We start from the raw sequence: 15877 nt of genomic DNA, 5'->3' as shown, positions 1-15877 counted from the left end.
CACGCCGCTTATTGCGGATCGGCCAGCTCATAGGGCAGGGCGTGGAAATGCAGTGCCGGGCCATCGGCCGCACCCAGGTGGACGGTGTCGTCGGCCGCGGCCAGTTTCATTTCCACCAGGGCCAGCGCATGGCAGTCGTCCAGGGCTTCGGCATTGACCACCATGCCGCAGGGCTGGCCGGGGTCGGCCGCAGCAAACACTTCCTGGCCGGCTTGTGCTGCCGCGCTATCGATGGTGGCCAGCATGGTGCGCCGCTTGAGCTTGCCCAGGTACTGGCTGCGCGCCACGATTTCCTGGCCGGGGTAGCAGCCTTTCTTGAAGTTGACGCCGCCGATCAGTTCGAAATTGATCATCTGCGGCACGAACTGCTCCTGGGTCGCAGCCACGATGCCGGGCACGCCGGCACGGATATCCGACAGGCGCCAGGCCAGGCTGGCGGTCGGCTTCAGGTGTTGGGCCAGCTTGGGCCAGGCTGCCGTGAGCGTGTCGACCGGGGCGATCCACTGGTAGCGCGCGCTGCCGGCGGCGTCGGCCATGCGGATCAGGCTGCCGTGGCTGTTGTCGAGCTTGTCGTAGGGAGCGGCGGGCGTTACCGGGAACCATTCGGCCAGGGTATTGGCGGCGGCCGGGCCGACCAGGCCCAGGACGGCATACTCGGTACCGGCATCGGCCAGTTTGGCCTTGGCGCGCATGATGAACATCTGCAAGCGTTTCTGGATGGCCGGCTGCAGGCTGCGCGGCAGTTGCAGGTAGATCGTCTGCGCATCGCGCCAGATCAGCAGCGTGGCCAGCAGACGCCCCTTGGGCGAGCAATAGCCGGCCAGGCGGGCGGCGTTGCTGTCGAGGTGCTGCACATCATTGGTGAGCTGGCCATGCAGGAAGGAGGCCGCCTCTTCGCCAGTGGCGGCGATCAGGCCCAGGCCGGTCAGCGGGGCCATGAAGCTTTCCAGGCTTTGCGGGGCCGGCGCGTCGGGGCCGAAGCCCAGTACATCGTTGCTCTCGGCATCGAACTGTGCGCCTTGTTGCGTGAGGAAGTCGCGCCAGGCAGAGGGCGATGGGGTCATGTCGGTCATAGGAAATCTTTTACGGATTACATCTTGCCGGGTCGGTCTACCCGGCAAATTAGGCAACTGTCGTGCCAGCGATTATCATTGATGCCTCGATTATAGTGATCTCCGAAAAATCGCGTCGGAGCAACAGGAATTTGGCATCTGGTATGAAGAAGTTATTGGCAACATTGTTCGTGCTGGCCGCACTGGTGGCCGCCGCAGGCGTGTACTGGAGCAAGCAGCCCATCGTGCCGCCCGAAGGCCAGGTGATCGCCTTCACCATCACGCCCGGCGCCGGCGTCTCCGGTGCTGCCCAGCAGATCGCGGCCGCCGGGGTGCCGGTCAATCCCGATCTCTTTGCGTTGTATGCGCGCTTGTCCGGCGAGGGGGCCCGCATCAAGGCCGGCAGCTACGAGATCAAGCCTGGATACACGCCGCAGCGCCTGCTGCTACAACTGGTGCGCGGCGAATTCGCCCAGGAGGCGCTGACCATCATCGAAGGCTGGACCTTCAAGCAGATGCGAAAGGCCATCGCCGCACAGCCTTCGCTCAAGCACGACACCAGCAACTGGACCGACCAGCAGATCCTGGCCAAGCTGACCACCGAGTATACCTACCCGGAAGGTCTGTTCTTCCCCGACACCTATCTCTTCGCCAAGGGCGCCAGCGATATGCAGGTCTACAAACAGGCTTTTACGCTGATGAGCAAAAAGTTGAATGAAGCCTGGGCCCGGCGCGACCTGTCGCTGCCGTATCGCACGCCCTATGAAGCCTTGATCATGGCCTCCATCGTCGAGAAGGAAACCGGCCAGAAATCCGAGCGCGGCATGGTGGCCGGGGTCTTCATCAATCGTCTGCGCACGGGCATGTTGCTGCAGACCGATCCGACCGTGATCTATGGCATGGGCGATCGCTACCAGGGCAAGATCCACAAGGTCGACCTGTTGACCGACACTCCCTACAACACCTATACCCGCGCCGGCCTGCCACCCACCCCGATTGCATTGCCCGGCGCCGCTTCGTTGGCGGCGGCGTTGAACCCCGACAAGACCGAAGCCTTATACTTCGTGGCGCGCGGGGATGGCACCAGCCATTTCTCCAGCAACCTGAACGAGCACAACCAGGCCGTCAACCGCTACCAGCGTTGACGCCTTTCCTTTACCGTTTTCATTTGAGTAGCGATACCTTCATGGCATCAGGCAAATTCATCACCTTCGAAGGCATCGACGGCGCCGGCAAGTCGACCCATATTCCATTCGTCACCGAGCTCTTGCGTGCGCGTGGACTGACTGTCGTGGCCACCCGCGAGCCGGGCGGCACCGACCTGGGCGAGCGCCTGCGCGAGCTGGTCCTGCATCATCAGATGCATCTGGAAACCGAGGCCCTGCTGATGTTCGCCTCGCGTCGCGAACACCTGGCGCAGGTGATCGAGCCGGCGCTGGCGCGCGGCGACTGGGTCATTTCCGACCGTTTCACCGACGCCACCTTCGCCTACCAGGGCGGTGGCCGCAAGCTGGCGTTAGACAAGCTCAATGACCTGGAGCAATGGGTGCATCCCCATTTGCAGCCGGATTTGACGCTGCTCTTCGATGTGCCGCTGGAAGTGGCGCGCGCACGCCTGGATGCCGAACGCACGCTGGACAAGTTCGAGCAGGAAAAGGCCGATTTCTTCGCCAACACCCGCGCTGAATACCTGCGCCGCGCCGCGCAGTTCCCGCAGCGTTTCCGCATCATCGATTCCACCCGCCCCATTGCCGTGATCCAGGAAGAGTTGCGCGCCCTGGTGGCGGCGCTGTAAGGGAAAACCATGTCCGTGACTTCATCCGAGGTGTTGCTGCCCTGGCAGGGCGAGAGCTGGCGCCAGTTGCAGCAATTGCGCGAGCGCCTGCCGCACGCGCTGCTGTTCTATGGCGCCGCCGGCACCGGCAAGACGCAGTTCGTGGAAGCCTTCGCCAAGTCCCTGCTGTGCGAATCGCCCACGCCCCAGGCCCATGCCTGTGGCGTGTGCGCCTCCTGCAACTGGTTCTCGCAATCGAATCACCCGGACTACCGGCGCGTGCGCCCGGAAATGCTGGAAGAGGAAATGGCCGAGGACGAGGCAGGTGAAGAAAAGAAAAGCACCAAGGCCAGCAAGGCCCCTTCCAAGGACATCAAGATCGACCAGATCCGCGCACTGGCTGATTTTATGAATGTTTCCACCCACCGCTCGGGCCTGCGGGTGGTGATGCTGTATCCGGCTGAAGCGCTCAACACGGCGGCCGCCAATGCCTTGCTCAAGACGCTGGAGGAACCGCCACCAGGCACTATGTTCCTGCTGCTGTCGAACCGCCTGGACCGCCTGTTGCCGACCATCCTCTCGCGCTGTCGCAAGTTCGCGCTGACTGCGCCCGGCCATGATGAGGCGCTGGCCTGGCTCAAGCAGCAAGGCGTCAAGGATGCCGACGCCTGGCTGGCCGAGCAGGGCGGGGCGCCGCTGGCGGCGCTGCAAGCCGCGCAAGGCGAGGGCCGCGAGGCCTTGGACGAATTGCTGCGCCATCTGGCCCAGCCCGGTGTGGACGGTGCCTTGCGCGCTGCCGACAAGTTGCAGAAGACGCCGGCGGCCGAACTGGTCGGCTGGGTCCAGCGCTGGCTGTATGACTTGCTGTCGCTGAAGTCGGCCGGCGTGGTGCGTTATTACCCGCGTTATGGCAAGGAGCTGGGCCGGCTGGCCGGGCGCGTGGAAGCCCTGGCCCTGACCCGCGCCTTGCGCGGCATGGGCGAGCGCCGGGCCATTGCCGACCATCCGCTGTCGGCCAAGCTGTTCATCGAGGAAATGCTGATCGATTACGCGCGCCTGTTCGATTGAGTGCGGCGCGCAGAGGGAAGACGGCCTGCCCCGTATAATCCCGGCATGACATCCCTGACCTCTTTCTTCAGCGCCACCCACGATCCTGTGAACCCGCCGCAGCACCTGTTGCTGTCGCGGCTGTTCTGGCTGCGCTGGGCGATGGTGGCAGGTGAGCTGCTGGTGCTGGCGGGCGCCCATTTCTGGCTGGGTATTGCCTTGCCGCTGCCGGAGCTGGGGGCGCTGATCGCCCTGCAAGGGTTGATCAATGGCATCACCTGGCTGCGCCTGCGCTGGGTGCGGCCGGCCGAGCAGGGCGAATTGTTCGCGCAGTTGCTCATCGATGTGACGGTACTGACGGGCTTGCTCTATCTCTCGGGCGGCTCGACCAATCCCTTCGTTTCCTTCTACCTGCCGGCATTGGCCGCCGGTGCGGCCAGCCTGACCTGGCCCTATGCCTTGCTGCTGGCGCTGTGCGCGCTGGGCGCCTATTCCGGGCTGGTCTATTTCTATCAGCCGCTGCACATCCACGATCACGGCCAGGCCATGGCCTATCACCTGGCGGGGATGTGGATCAATTTCTCGATTTCGGCCTTGCTCATTACCTGGTTCGTCAGCCGTATCGCCGCCGCCGTGCGCTTGCGCGATGGGCAACTGGCGCAGGCGCGTGAGCGGCAATTGCAGAGCCATCGCATCGTCGCGCTGGGCACCCAGGCTGCTGGGGCAGCCCATGCGCTCAATACGCCACTGTCGACGGTGGCCGTCATCGCCGGCGAGTTGCGCCGCGAGATGACTGCCAACCCGGCCCTGCGGCCCTATGAAGAAGACGTGCGCATCGTCGAAGAACAGATCGCGGTATGCAAGGCGGCGCTGGAAAACATGCGGCTGGATGCCGACGCCCAGTTGCGCAACGAGGACAGCGCCGCCATCACGCCCTGGTTGACCAGTCTGCTGGAAGGCTGGCGCCTGCGCCATCCGGCCGTGCTGCTGGTGGCCGAGGTGCATCAGCCGGGCTGGGTGGCCAGCCAGTTGCAGGACTTGTCGCAGATCCTCTTGACCTTGCTGGACAATGCCGCCCACGCGGTGCGCAGTCTCGGTCACCAGGGCGAGATCCGCATCCGCCTGCTGCCGGCCGAGGCGCTTGATGTGGCGCAGGGTGGCAAGGCTCTGGCGCTCAAGCCGGGCAAAAAGACGGCTATCATTGAGGTCGCCGACAACGGCAGCGGTATCGCCCCGGAACTGTTGCAGCGCCTGGGGCATGGGCCGGTCACCAGCGGTTCGGGCGGTTCCGGTATCGGCCTCATGCTGGCCTTTGCTGCGGCCACTCACCTGGGCGGAAAGCTGCGCCTGCGCTCTACGGTGGGGCAGGGGACGGTGGCGCAGTTGCGCTTTCCGCTGTGCTGATGCCGGTGCCGTGGCCGGCCATCATGGCCTGAACTGAATTGTTTATTTGATTTATATCGTTTATTTCTTTTTGCAGATTTCCTGATGAGTGCAGCCTTCCTGATCCTCGATGACAACGATGTCTTTGCCAGCACCCTGGCCAGGTCGCTGGCGCGCCGGGGGTTTCGCGCCACCGTGGCGCATAGTGGCGAAGAGGCGCTGGAGGCGGCGCGGCGCGAACGTTTCGACTTTGCCACCATCGACCTGCAACTGGAAAAGGATTCCGGCCTGCAATGGGTCTCGCCGCTGCGCCAGGCCTTGCCCCAGGCGCGGCTGCTGGTATTGACCGGCTATGCCAGCATCGCTACCACGGTGCAGGCGATCAAGTCCGGCGCCGACAATTACCTGGCCAAGCCGGCCAATGTCGATTCCATCCTCTCGGCGCTGTCCCATGCGGCCGAGGGAGCGGCGGCGGCCGAGCCGGTGTTGCCGGTGGAAGAGGCCTCGCCGCTGTCGCTGGAACGGCTGGAGTGGGAGCACATCCAGCGTGTGCTGGCCGAGCACGAAGGCAATATTTCCTCGACCGCGCGGGCCCTGAACATGCACCGTCGCACCCTGCAACGCAAGCTGGCCAAGCGGCCGGTGGCGCGCTGAAGGCGCGCGATCGCCCTCTGTCACCCAAGGTAAGCGCCAGACAAGCAGGGGCGACAGCCTGTCGGCATGGCTTTACAATAGCGGCCATGTATATCGATTCCCATTGCCACATCAACTTCCCCGACCTGGCCGCGCGTCTGCCCGAGATCTTCGGCAAGATGGCCGAGAACCAGGTCAGCCATGCCCTGTGCGTGTCGGTCGACCTGCCGGATTTTCCGCAGGTCCTGGCGCTGGCCGAGCAGTATCCCAATGTCTATGCCTCGGTGGGCGTGCACCCGGACTACGAAGACACGCCCGAACCCTCACTGGAAGAGCTGGTGCGCCTGGCCGACCATCCGCGCATCGTCGCCATCGGCGAGACCGGCCTGGATTATTACCGCCTGCAGGGCGATCTGGAATGGCAGCGTGAACGCTTCCGTACCCACATCCGCGCCTCGCGTGCCACCGGCAAGCCGCTCATCATCCATACCCGCTCGGCTTCCGAGGATACCCTCCGCATCCTGCGCGAAGAGGGCGCCAGCCCCGCCGCCGGGGGCGTGACGGGGGTCATGCATTGCTTCACGGAATCACAGGAAGTAGCCGATGCCGCCATCGAGCTGGGCTTTTACATCTCGTTCTCCGGTATCGTCACCTTCAAGTCCGCCAAGGATCTGCAGCAGGTGGCGCGCACCATTCCGCTGGAGCGCATGTTGATCGAAACCGATTCACCCTACCTGGCGCCGGTGCCGTTCCGCGGCAAGACCAATGAGCCCGGCTACGTGCGCCACGTCGGTGAATTCATTGCCGACCTGCGCGGCATTTCGGCGGCCGAAGTGGCTCGCCAGACCTCTGACAACTTCTTCAAGCTGTTCGCAATCAAGCCATGACCTTGCTGGAAAAGCTGCGTTCCCGTTTCGGTGGCCTCGGCCGCTTCGTCCTTTACACTTCGCTGCTGCTGCCGGGGGCAGCGCGTGCCGGGGCCTATGAAGAATACTTCCAGGCCATCCGCATGGATAACGTGTATTTCCTCAAGCAACTGATGCAGCGTGGCATGGGGCCCAACCTGATCGAGCCCAAGCGCGGCTATACCGGCCTGATGCTGGCCATCCGCGAGGATTCGATGAAGGCCTTCGACGTGCTGGTCAATGCCCCGGACGTCAACCTGGAAGCCCAGGCCACCAACGGCGATACGCCGCTGATGCTGGCTTCGTTCTACGGCAACGTCCCGGTGGTCAAGCTGCTGTTGGCGCGCCAGGTGGAAGTGAATCGGCCCGGCTGGACCGCCTTGCACTATGCCGCCATCAATGGCAGCTCGGAAATCGTCAAGCTGCTGCTGGACGCCTCGGCTTATGTGGACGCCGAATCGCCCGACGACAAGATGACCCCGGTCATGCTGGCCGCCATGCGTGGCCGGGTGGCCGCAGTCGAAGTGCTGCGCGACAATGGCGCCGACCTGAGCTTGAAGAACAAGGATGGCCTGACCGCCATGGACCTGGCCAAGCGCTACGGTCAGGATGGCGTGATCGATGCCTTGAACGAAAAGCCGCGCCAGTAAGCCTCACCGCCTGTCTAACGGCCCTCTAACGCCAACGTCCCGGCCACCTTGCGGTGGACCGGGACGTTGGCTTGGCAACAGCTCAATGATTAGCGGATCAGGATCTGCGGTCCCACATCCTTGATGTCCTTGGTGCCGGTCAGGGCCATGCTGACATCGAGTTCCTTGCGCATGATCTCCAGCATCTGCGACACCCCTTCGCCGCCCATGGCGCCCAGGCTGTAGAGGAAGGCGCGGCCGATCATGGTGCCGCGTGCCCCCAGCGCCACCGCCTTCAACACATCCTGGCCGGAGCGGATGCCGCCGTCGAACCAGACTTCGATCTGGTCGCCCACGGCCTGGGCAATGGCCGGCAGCGCTTCGATGGAAGACATCGCCCCATCCAGCTGGCGCCCGCCATGGTTGGAGACGACGATGGCGTCGGCCCCGCTCTGCACGGCCAGCTTGGCATCCTCAACGTCGAGGATGCCCTTCAAAATCAGCTTGCCGCCCCATTGCTGCTTGATCCAGGCCACGTCATCCCAGTTCAGGGTCGGGTCGAACTGGCTGGCGGTCCACTTGGAGAGGGTCTGCACGCCACCGGCGCCTTCCCCGCCCTTGATGTGGCCGGCCAGGTTGCCGAAGGTCTTGCGCCCGCCCAGCGCGCGCAGCGCCCAGCCGGGCTTGCTGGCCAGGTCCAGCAGGGTGTCCAGGGTCAGCTTGGGCGGCACCGACATGCCGTTCTTCAAGTCCTTGTGGCGCTGGCCCAGGATCTGCAGGTCCAGCGTCAAGACCAGCGCCGAGCACTTGGCGGCCTTGGCGCGCTCAATCAGCGACTTCACGAAGCCACGGTCCCGCATCACGTAGAGCTGGAACCAGAAGGGCTTGCTGGTCACGCTGGCCACGTCTTCGATGGAGCAGATGCTCATGGTGGAGAGGGTGAAGGGGATGCCGAATTTTTCGGCGGCGATGGCGCCCAGCATCTCGCCATTGGCCCATTGCATCCCGGTCAGGCCGGTCGGGGCGATGGCCACCGGCATGGTCACGTCATGGCCGATCATGGTGCTGCGGGTGCTGCGTTCATCGACGTTGATGGCCACGCGCTGGCGCAGCTTGAGGGCAGCCAGGTCGCGGCTGTTGGCGCGGTAGGTGCTCTCGGTGTAGGAACCGCTGTCGGCGTAGTCGTAGAAGGCCTTGGGCACGCGTTTCTTGGCCAGCAGGCGGAAGTCTTCGACACAGGTCATGACCGGCATAGTATTTCTCCGTTGTTATTGATTATTCGTCGGGCGCGGCGTGTTGCCGTGCCAGGCAGTGGGCTAGCAGACACGAACCGGAATCGGGATTGCGGACGGGGAACTGCAGATTGACCTACATCCTAGTGCATCCCCAAGAGCCTTGGGGTGAATCCCTTTGCATCACCGATGAAAATTTTGGGGGCGGCTAGGCGGCTAGGCGATGAGCAGGCGGGCTGCGGCCAAGCCGCTGCGCACGGCCCCTTCCAGCGTGGCCGGATAGTCGCCGGCCACATAATCCCCAGCCAGCGCCAGACCGGCTGGCATGGCGGCATTGTCGGGACGTTGCAGGCCGGGCGTGCAGGCAAAGGTGGCGCGCTTTTCGGTGATGACCCGGCGCCACTGTGGCGTGGCCAGCGCCGGCAGGGCAAAGTCGGTCGCCAGTTGGCGCGTGATGCCAGCCGCGAGGGCCGCGTGACCCTCGGCAATGGCCTGGCCGGCTGCACTGACCACCACCGCCAGACAGCCCGCCTGGCCGCCCAATTGCCCGCGATCGAAGACGAACTGCCCCCAGGCCTGGCGCGGCGCATCATCGGCCAAGGCCAGGAAGGGCGCGGGCAGGCGCACGCTATCCGGGTATTGCAGGTAGCAGGTGGTGATGGGCTCATGCTGCAGCGCCTGCAGCAAGCCGGTGTCATGCTGGCCCGCCAGTAACTGCGCGGCAGCCTCTGGCCCCGTGGCCAGCACCACCCCGGCGAACTGGCCCAGACTCTCGCCGGCGCGGTCTTGCAGGCGCCAGGTATGTGCTTCATTGCCCGGCAGCAGGCGGCTGACCATCACGCCGGTGTGCACCAGTGCGCCGCGCTGCTCCAGGTAGGTGGCAGCGGCATCGGGCAGCAGCGCGCCCAGGTCCAGGCGCGGGATCAGCATGTCGGAGGCGGCCCGGCGCGCGCCCAGGCTGTCGCGCAAGACGTTCAGGAAAACTTGGGCCGAGGCCTGCTCCGGTGCGGTATTCAAGGCGGCGATGCACAACGGGCGCCACATCAGGCGGATCAGGCGCGGGGTCTGTTCAAAGCGCTCCAGCAGCTCGGTCACGCTGCAATCCTGGTGCAATTGCCAACCCATCCAGCGCGCCGTGGTGGAAAAGCGCGCCAGCGCCATCTTGTCGTCGCGGGCCAGCCCCTTGGCGCGCCACAGGGCCACCGCCAGGTGCCAGGGCGCCGGCAGGCGTGGGGCGACGAAATCCATGCCCTCGCTGCCGGCAGCCAGCGGGTAGCGCATCTGCAAGGGCAGACGCAGCAGCGCCCTGGCTGGATCGACCCCGACCTGTTTCATCAGCGCCAGGGTGGCGCGATATGCGCCCAGCAGGATGTGCTGGCCATTGTCCAGCACCTGCCCATCCAGTTCCACCCGGCGTGCCCGCCCGCCCAGGGTACGCGCAGCCTCGAACAGGCTGACCCGATGGCCGCCCGCGGCCAGCGCCACGGCCGCAGCGCAGCCGGCCCAGCCGGCGCCGATCACGGCATGGTGGCGTGGGGCGTTATGCATGGAGTGAGCAAGCGTGGCGTTCAGCCGAAGACATAGGTCTTCCAGGCCAGCCACAGCTTGCGGATGGGCGTCAGGGAAATGCGCTGGTTGAGCACCTGGTAGCCGTCGCGGGCGATTTCATCGAGCAAGGTGCGGTAGATGGCGGCCATCATCAGGCCGGGGCGCTGGGCGCGGCGGTCTTCCTTGGGCAGCAGCGCAAAGGCTTCGTCATAGACCGCCTGGGCGCGTTCCACCTGGAACTTCATCAATGCCTGGAAACGCTCGCTGTGGCGGGCGTTGAGGATGTCGGCGGCGGTCACGTTGAATTGCTGCAACTCGTTGACCGGCAGGTAGATGCGGCCCTTGCGACCATCCTCGCCGACGTCGCGGATGATATTGGTGAGCTGGAACGCCAGTCCCAGCTTTTCGGCAAAGAGCAGGGTGCCGGGCTGGGTATGGCCGAAGATGCTGGCCGAGAGCACCCCCACCACGCCGGCCACATGCCAGCAATAGCGCTGCAGGCCGGGATAGTCGAGGTAGCGGCTCTGGTCCAGGTCCATTTCCATGCCATCGATGATGGCTTGCAGGTGCTCGCCCTTGAGCTGGTAGCTGGCCATGTGTGGATGCAGGGCCTTGGTCACCGGATGGGTCGGCTGGCCTTCCAGCATGGCGGCGATTTCCTTGCGCCACCACATCAGCTTGGTGCGGGCCACCATCGGATCTTCGATTTCATCGACGGTATCGTCGACTTCGCGGCAAAAGGCATACAGCGCCGTAATGGCCAGCCGGCGCGGCGGCGGCAGGAACAGGAAGCTGTAGTAAAAACTGGAACCGCTGGCGGCGGCCTTCTGCTGGCAGTATTCGTCTGGAGACATGGGTGCGTGGCGGCGGTGGAGGCGGGCCGGGGCAGCCATTTCGGCGCCTTTCGGCAAAGGCGCTATGCTAGCCGAGTGCGCAGCGCAGGGCAAATGCCGGCTGGTGCCGTGCGTACTTCGGTCAGGCTTCTATTGCGGCTACCCGCGTTGTCCTTTAAGCTCAAGCCAAGGTAATCCCGGAAAACAAATTCACATCCCATCAAATCCGGCTGAATGTTGCCGATAATCAGAGGGAGCAGGATCAAGCGCAGCGCGCCGCGCGGGTCGGCCATCTCGCAGGGCGTAGCAAATCGGCAACCCCACCCCTCCGGGACGGCATTCTGGAGGCAGGAGACATCATGGACAGACTGGAAATCTTTCGCAATATCGCTTCGCAGGCAGGCCGCGGCGAGCTGGTATTCCCCGCCAACGTCAGTGCCTCGATCAAGCTGCAAAAGGCGCTGGCCGACCCCGACTGCCACCTGGAGCTGGCCGCCAAGCTGGTGATGGCCGAGCCGCTGGTCTCGGCGCGCACCGTGGCCATTGCCAACTCGGCGGCCTACAACCGTTCCGGCGGGGAGATCAACAATGTGCGCGCCGCCGTCATGCGCCTGGGTTTTCGGACCCTCAACACCATCACCACCTCGGTGATCGTGCGCCAGCTCGGCCGCACCATCAACAACCCCGGTATGCGCATCAAGTCGGCCCAGTTGTGGGAGCACTGTGCCCACGTCGCGGCAATCTCCTATGTGCTCACCTCCAAACTGACCAAGGCCGATCCGGAAACGGCCATGTTCGCCGGCATCGTGCATGAGGTGGGCGGCTTCTACCTGCTCTCACGCACAGATGACTTCCCGGGGCTGCTTGACGGCGGCACCGAAGACTGGATGGAATATGGCGAAAAGATGATCGGCCGTGCCGTGCTCAAGAAGCTCGGCGTGCCCCAGCCGGTGGTGGACGCCATCGAATCGCTCTGGCACGGGGTGCGCGTGCTGCCGCCGCAGACCATCGGCGACGTGCTGTTGCTGGCCAAGGAACTCTCGCCGGTGCCGTCGCCGCTGCATCGTACCGTGGTGGCCGAGGCCGGCATCGGTGGCGAGAACCCGGTCGATGACTACATCGGCGACCATTCCCTGCGCGAGATGCTGGACGATTCGGAAGAGCAGATCCGTACCTTGACGGCGGCCTTGCTGGTCTGATCCCGCCGCATTGTCCTGATAGGCTGCCAAAGCCCCGCCTGGCCTGCGTGCCAGCCGGGGCTTTTTGCCGGGCGCAGCTTACGTCCCTTACATCCCTTACATCCGCAGGCCGCGCCAGCCCACCAGCAGCCAGTCCAGCTTGCCCAGCTTGGGGCGATGATGGAAGACATCCCCTTGCACCGCCTCGATGCGCTCCAGGATCCGCAGGCCGCCTTGCACCACCATCCGCAATTCCAGCCCGATGCGGCCCGGCAGCCGTTTGGCCAGCGGTGCGCCCGCGAGCATCAGGGCGCGCGCGCGTTCGGTCTGGAAATGCATCAGTTGTTGCCAGCGGAGATCCACGCAGGCTTGGGCGATATCGTCCTGACTGACGCCAAAGCGTTCCAGGTCTTCCAGCGGAAGGTAGATGCGCGCCTTTTGCCAGTCGATGGCGATGTCTTGCAAGAAGTTGATCAATTGCAGGGCACTGCAGATGGCGTCTGAATCGCGCAGATTCTCTTCATTTGCTGCGCCGTAAAGGTGAAGCATCAAGGTTCCCACCGGGTTCGCGGAGCGACGGCAATAGTCCAGCAAGTCCTGGTAATGCGGGTAACGCGTGGTCACCACATCTTGCCGGAAGGCCGAGAGCAGGTCGCGCAAGGGCTGCAAGGGCAGGGCGTATTGCGCGATGGTCTGTTGCAGGCGCTGCAACAGCGGCAGGGTACACGGCACCTGGGCCGCGATCAGGTCGAGCTGGGCCTCATAGGCTTGCAGCGCAGCCAGGCGTTCGGCGCTGCTGGCTTCACCTTCGTCGGCAATGTCGTCGGCGCTGCGGGCAAAGGCATAGATGGCGGCCACCGCTGGCCGCAGGCGGGCTGGCAGCAGGAGTGAGGCGACCGGGAAGTTCTCGTAGTGATCGACGGCCATCAGAGTAGCTCGTAGGGAGGATGCGGACGGGGCCGGGCTTAGTCGAACTTGTCCTTGAGCAGCGCCTCGATGGTGGCGATGCGGGTTTCCACCGTCTCCAGCAGCGCCTTGGGCATGGTGCCCCCGGCATCGAGTTGCGCGGCCAGCGAGCGGGCGATGCCCATGGCGCCTGCGGTGAACTGCTTGCCATCCTTGGACAGCACGGCGGCAGCCGTGAAGAGGGTGGAGAACAGGATCTGGTCGGCGGTATTGTTTTCGATGAACTTGTTGAGCAGCGCGTGGTGGCTTTGCTTCAAGGCGTCGAATTCTTCCTGGGTGGGCATGGGTGGTCCTCCGATGATGAGACGGCACGGCAGCATGGCCGGCAAAGGCGCGGATTGTAGCAGTTAAGTGCGGGAGGACGATGAAACCGGCTGCAACTGGTGCGAAGGGCCCTGGATCAGGCCAATTTCGCCACGATATGAAGGTTTTTGCAGGCCAGGCCGGGATACCGCCCTGAGACGGCATCCCTGTTGGCGGCAGGTGAAGCTTTCTTTCGACATCTCCAAGCTACCCACACCGACTGGACAGCCCGGCCCGCAGGCTCAATGACTGATGGTCAGCAGCACCTTGCCATTGCCGCCCTGGGTGGTCGGCCAACTGGTCTGGGTGGCCGCTGGCGGCGCGAAGCTGGCCATGGCTTGCACCAGCTTGTCGACGTCGCTGTCGTAGAGGGTCTTGCCATCGGCGGTCTTGATGCGTTCGACATGGTGGTCGCTGCCGCTGTCGCCGCCCACGTACCAATCCTTGACCAGCACCTGATCCGTTGCACCCATCACATCGATGCGCAGGTCGCGGCCGGCCTTGCGGAACCACAGGTTGCTCTGTTTGGCGTCGCTGAAGGTGAGCGTATCCAGATTGCCCTTGGTCGCGTCGTGGTCATAGAGCACATCCTGTCCATCGCCCTTGGCAAAGGCGTAGCTGTCATTGCCGGCGCCGCCGATGAGCAGATCGTTGCCTTTGCCACCGGTGAGCACGTTGTTGCCGCGATTGCCGACCAGGATGTTGTCCAGTGCATTGCCGGTGGCGTCCAGGTTTTGGTTGGCCAGCTTGATGGGGTCATCGGTGGTAACGGTATCAGCCCCATAGACGTTGGTGGCCTCGCGCAAGCGCTGCAGCGTGACGAAGCGGCACATGTCGCTGCTCAGGCCGCGCCCGGAGTCGGCGATATAGAAGCCGACGATCTTGCCGCTGGCGGCCGAACAGGCCACGCCGGTGACGGTGATGGCGTGGTCGCTGTGCTGCTCGTTGTCTTCATGCAAGTCCCACAGCTTGCTGGCGCTCACGCTGATGATGACGCCCTTGCCGTCCTTGATGCTCTGGGCCACCGCCTTGAGATCGACCTGCTCATCGATGGTGGAGGCAAAACCGAAGTCCTGAAGCAAGGCTTGCCGGTCGTCTTCCGAGGTGGCGCCGCGCATGTCAGCCGATTCGGCTGCGGTATCGCAGAGGTTTTCCTTGATGGCGCGCTGGACCACTTCTTTTTCGGAGGCGGCATGGCCGCCCATCAGGGTCACGTTGGCCACGCTGGTTTCACCACAGGTTCCCCAGTAGCCATCGACTTCGCCGCCTTGGTCGTAGTCCAGCTGATAGGAACGGGGCATCCCGTAGACCAGCACATTGACGCCATTGACCACTGCGCTTTGGGGCTTGCTGGCATCGAGCAGGACCAGGTTCTCCACATTGGCCACCAGCGTGGTGCTGGCCGTGGCGTAGAGCGTATCGACGCCTTCGCCGGCCTGTTCGACGATCTTGTCGCCGGCATTGTCCACGTAATAGCTGTCATCGCCCTTGCCGCCGATCATGGTGTCGGCCCCGCCCATGCCGTCGAGGATGTTGTTCTGCTCATTGCCGGTGAGGCGATTGTCCAGGCCATTGCCGATGCCGCTCAAGCTGCTCTCCAGAGACAGATCGTCCGTGTCTTCATCCAGGCTGAGGAATTTCGCGGCAACCGCTGGCTTGTCTTTCTTGGACTTGGGAGCTTCGTCGCCGAAGGGGGCGGGGGCGTAGAAGTTGTCCTGATAGCGCGCCGCATTGGCCTGGGCGATCAGGTCGATGGGAGGGGCAGTGTCAGCCGGGGCGGGCGCAGGTGTCTGGTTTGCTGTACTGGTACTGGCCGGCGGCATGGCGGGTGCTGTGCTGGCCGCTGGCGTGGGAGTGAGCGGCGGCGCACTGCTGACTACCGGCATCGCGGGAGCCCCTGGCGTAATGGGCGGTGCAATGATCGGAGGCGTGTATGGCGTCACGGGCGGCGCAATGACCGGCTTGCTGATGATGGCCGATGGAGGCGTTAGGGGAGGTATATCGGTACTGACAGGGACTGTACTGGTCGGTTTGCTGGTGATGGCCGTCGGTGTGACCGCAGGTGTACTGGCTGGTGTTGTGATGGCTACTGCGGGAGCGGGCGATGCCGTGGCAGGCTTGCTGACCGGTGCCGGGGGCGCACTGCCAAAGAGCGTGATGCCGGGCCGGATCGGTGAGAACACGACTTCGGAAACGCTGCCGCGCCGGATGCTGACGAAGCGGTCGTCGATGCGGGTGATGACGGGGTCTATCGGTTTTGCAAGAGTGGTGGAAGAGTGAGAGGAGGCTAAGCTTGTTGACACGGGTTCCCTTTCAAGTGCGCCATGGATGGCGTTGTGATACGGGGAGGGCAATCGCATGTAGCGTCCCGCCCCGGGGACCTGTTTTCTGCCG

General features: G+C 64.3%; 16 protein-coding genes. 9 read left to right on the top strand and 7 right to left on the bottom strand.

Annotated elements, in window-relative coordinates:
• Window positions 1-8: 8 nt before the first annotated feature.
• Entirely contained in the window at window positions 9-1073 is a 1065-nt protein-coding gene (gene ygfZ, locus RC54_RS14405; protein WP_044527720.1) for a CAF17-like 4Fe-4S cluster assembly/insertion protein YgfZ, read from the bottom strand.
• Window positions 1074-1216: 143 nt separating this feature from the next.
• On the opposite strand from ygfZ, the gene mltG reads away from it, so the two are divergent.
• From mltG to RC54_RS14370, 7 genes are all read left to right on the top strand, one after another.
• Window positions 1217-2197, top strand: a complete 981-nt coding sequence (gene mltG / locus RC54_RS14400) for an endolytic transglycosylase MltG (protein WP_017450375.1) — start codon at window positions 1217-1219, stop codon at window positions 2195-2197.
• A 41-nt stretch (window positions 2198-2238) separates the two neighbouring features.
• A complete protein-coding gene (gene tmk / locus RC54_RS14395; protein WP_017450376.1) occupies window positions 2239-2847 on the top strand; it encodes a dTMP kinase in 609 nt (202 codons plus the stop codon).
• Between the two features lie 9 nt (window positions 2848-2856).
• Window positions 2857-3894: a DNA polymerase III subunit delta' gene (locus RC54_RS14390; RefSeq protein ID WP_058895802.1), complete on the top strand. Its 1038-nt coding sequence runs from the start codon at window positions 2857-2859 to the stop codon at window positions 3892-3894.
• A gap of 45 nt (window positions 3895-3939) precedes the next feature.
• Window positions 3940-5277 (top strand): HAMP domain-containing histidine kinase, encoded by a 1338-nt coding sequence (locus RC54_RS14385; RefSeq protein WP_061789554.1) that lies wholly within the window; start codon window positions 3940-3942, stop codon window positions 5275-5277.
• An 84-nt stretch (window positions 5278-5361) separates the two neighbouring features.
• Window positions 5362-5910 (top strand): response regulator transcription factor, encoded by a 549-nt coding sequence (locus RC54_RS14380; protein ID WP_017450379.1) that lies wholly within the window; start codon window positions 5362-5364, stop codon window positions 5908-5910.
• A gap of 86 nt (window positions 5911-5996) precedes the next feature.
• A complete protein-coding gene (locus tag RC54_RS14375) occupies window positions 5997-6776 on the top strand; it encodes a TatD family hydrolase (protein ID WP_061789555.1) in 780 nt (259 codons plus the stop codon).
• The gene (locus tag RC54_RS14370; RefSeq protein ID WP_058895799.1) at window positions 6773-7444 is read left to right on the top strand and encodes an ankyrin repeat domain-containing protein; all 672 of its coding nucleotides are present in this window, start codon (window positions 6773-6775) and stop codon (window positions 7442-7444) included. The genes RC54_RS14375 and RC54_RS14370 overlap by 4 nt, the downstream gene beginning before the upstream one ends.
• 89 nt (window positions 7445-7533) lie before the next feature.
• Here the strand turns inward: RC54_RS14370 and RC54_RS14365 are convergent, their stop codons facing one another.
• From RC54_RS14365 to hpnD, 3 genes are all read right to left on the bottom strand, one after another.
• Window positions 7534-8676 carry an alpha-hydroxy acid oxidase gene (locus tag RC54_RS14365; RefSeq protein ID WP_017450382.1) on the bottom strand — a complete coding sequence of 381 codons (1143 nt, stop codon included), beginning with the start codon at window positions 8674-8676 and terminating at the stop codon, window positions 7534-7536.
• Between the two features lie 195 nt (window positions 8677-8871).
• The gene (gene hpnE / locus RC54_RS14360) at window positions 8872-10203 is read right to left on the bottom strand and encodes a hydroxysqualene dehydroxylase HpnE (RefSeq protein ID WP_061789556.1); all 1332 of its coding nucleotides are present in this window, start codon (window positions 10201-10203) and stop codon (window positions 8872-8874) included.
• Window positions 10204-10223: 20 nt separating this feature from the next.
• Window positions 10224-11057: a presqualene diphosphate synthase HpnD gene (gene hpnD / locus RC54_RS14355; protein WP_044530120.1), complete on the bottom strand. Its 834-nt coding sequence runs from the start codon at window positions 11055-11057 to the stop codon at window positions 10224-10226.
• Between the two features lie 338 nt (window positions 11058-11395).
• Between hpnD and RC54_RS14350 the strand changes: the two genes are divergently transcribed.
• Complete coding sequence (locus RC54_RS14350; protein WP_058895797.1) at window positions 11396-12235, top strand: HDOD domain-containing protein; 840 nt, start codon at window positions 11396-11398, stop codon at window positions 12233-12235.
• 96 nt (window positions 12236-12331) lie between these two features.
• Here the strand turns inward: RC54_RS14350 and hpnC are convergent, their stop codons facing one another.
• The 3 genes from hpnC to RC54_RS14335 all read right to left on the bottom strand — a co-directional run bounded on the left by hpnC (window position 12332) and on the right by RC54_RS14335 (window position 15369).
• On the bottom strand, window positions 12332-13141 hold the full coding sequence (gene hpnC, locus RC54_RS14345) for a squalene synthase HpnC (RefSeq protein WP_061789557.1): 810 nt from the start codon (window positions 13139-13141) through the stop codon (window positions 12332-12334).
• Window positions 13142-13179: 38 nt separating this feature from the next.
• A complete protein-coding gene (locus RC54_RS14340; RefSeq protein WP_044530119.1) occupies window positions 13180-13464 on the bottom strand; it encodes a hypothetical protein in 285 nt (94 codons plus the stop codon).
• A 261-nt stretch (window positions 13465-13725) separates the two neighbouring features.
• Complete coding sequence (locus tag RC54_RS14335; RefSeq protein ID WP_244216349.1) at window positions 13726-15369, bottom strand: calcium-binding protein; 1644 nt, start codon at window positions 15367-15369, stop codon at window positions 13726-13728.
• A 67-nt stretch (window positions 15370-15436) separates the two neighbouring features.
• Between RC54_RS14335 and RC54_RS14330 the strand changes: the two genes are divergently transcribed.
• Window positions 15437-15763, top strand: a complete 327-nt coding sequence (locus tag RC54_RS14330; RefSeq protein WP_156481286.1) for a hypothetical protein — start codon at window positions 15437-15439, stop codon at window positions 15761-15763.
• Window positions 15764-15877: the final 114 nt, after the last annotated feature.

Origin of the sequence: Herbaspirillum rubrisubalbicans (genome assembly GCF_003719195.1) — a bacterium.
GTDB lineage: Bacteria > Pseudomonadota > Gammaproteobacteria > Burkholderiales > Burkholderiaceae_D > Herbaspirillum > Herbaspirillum rubrisubalbicans.
This window is presented reverse-complemented; position numbering and strand designations above follow the sequence as displayed.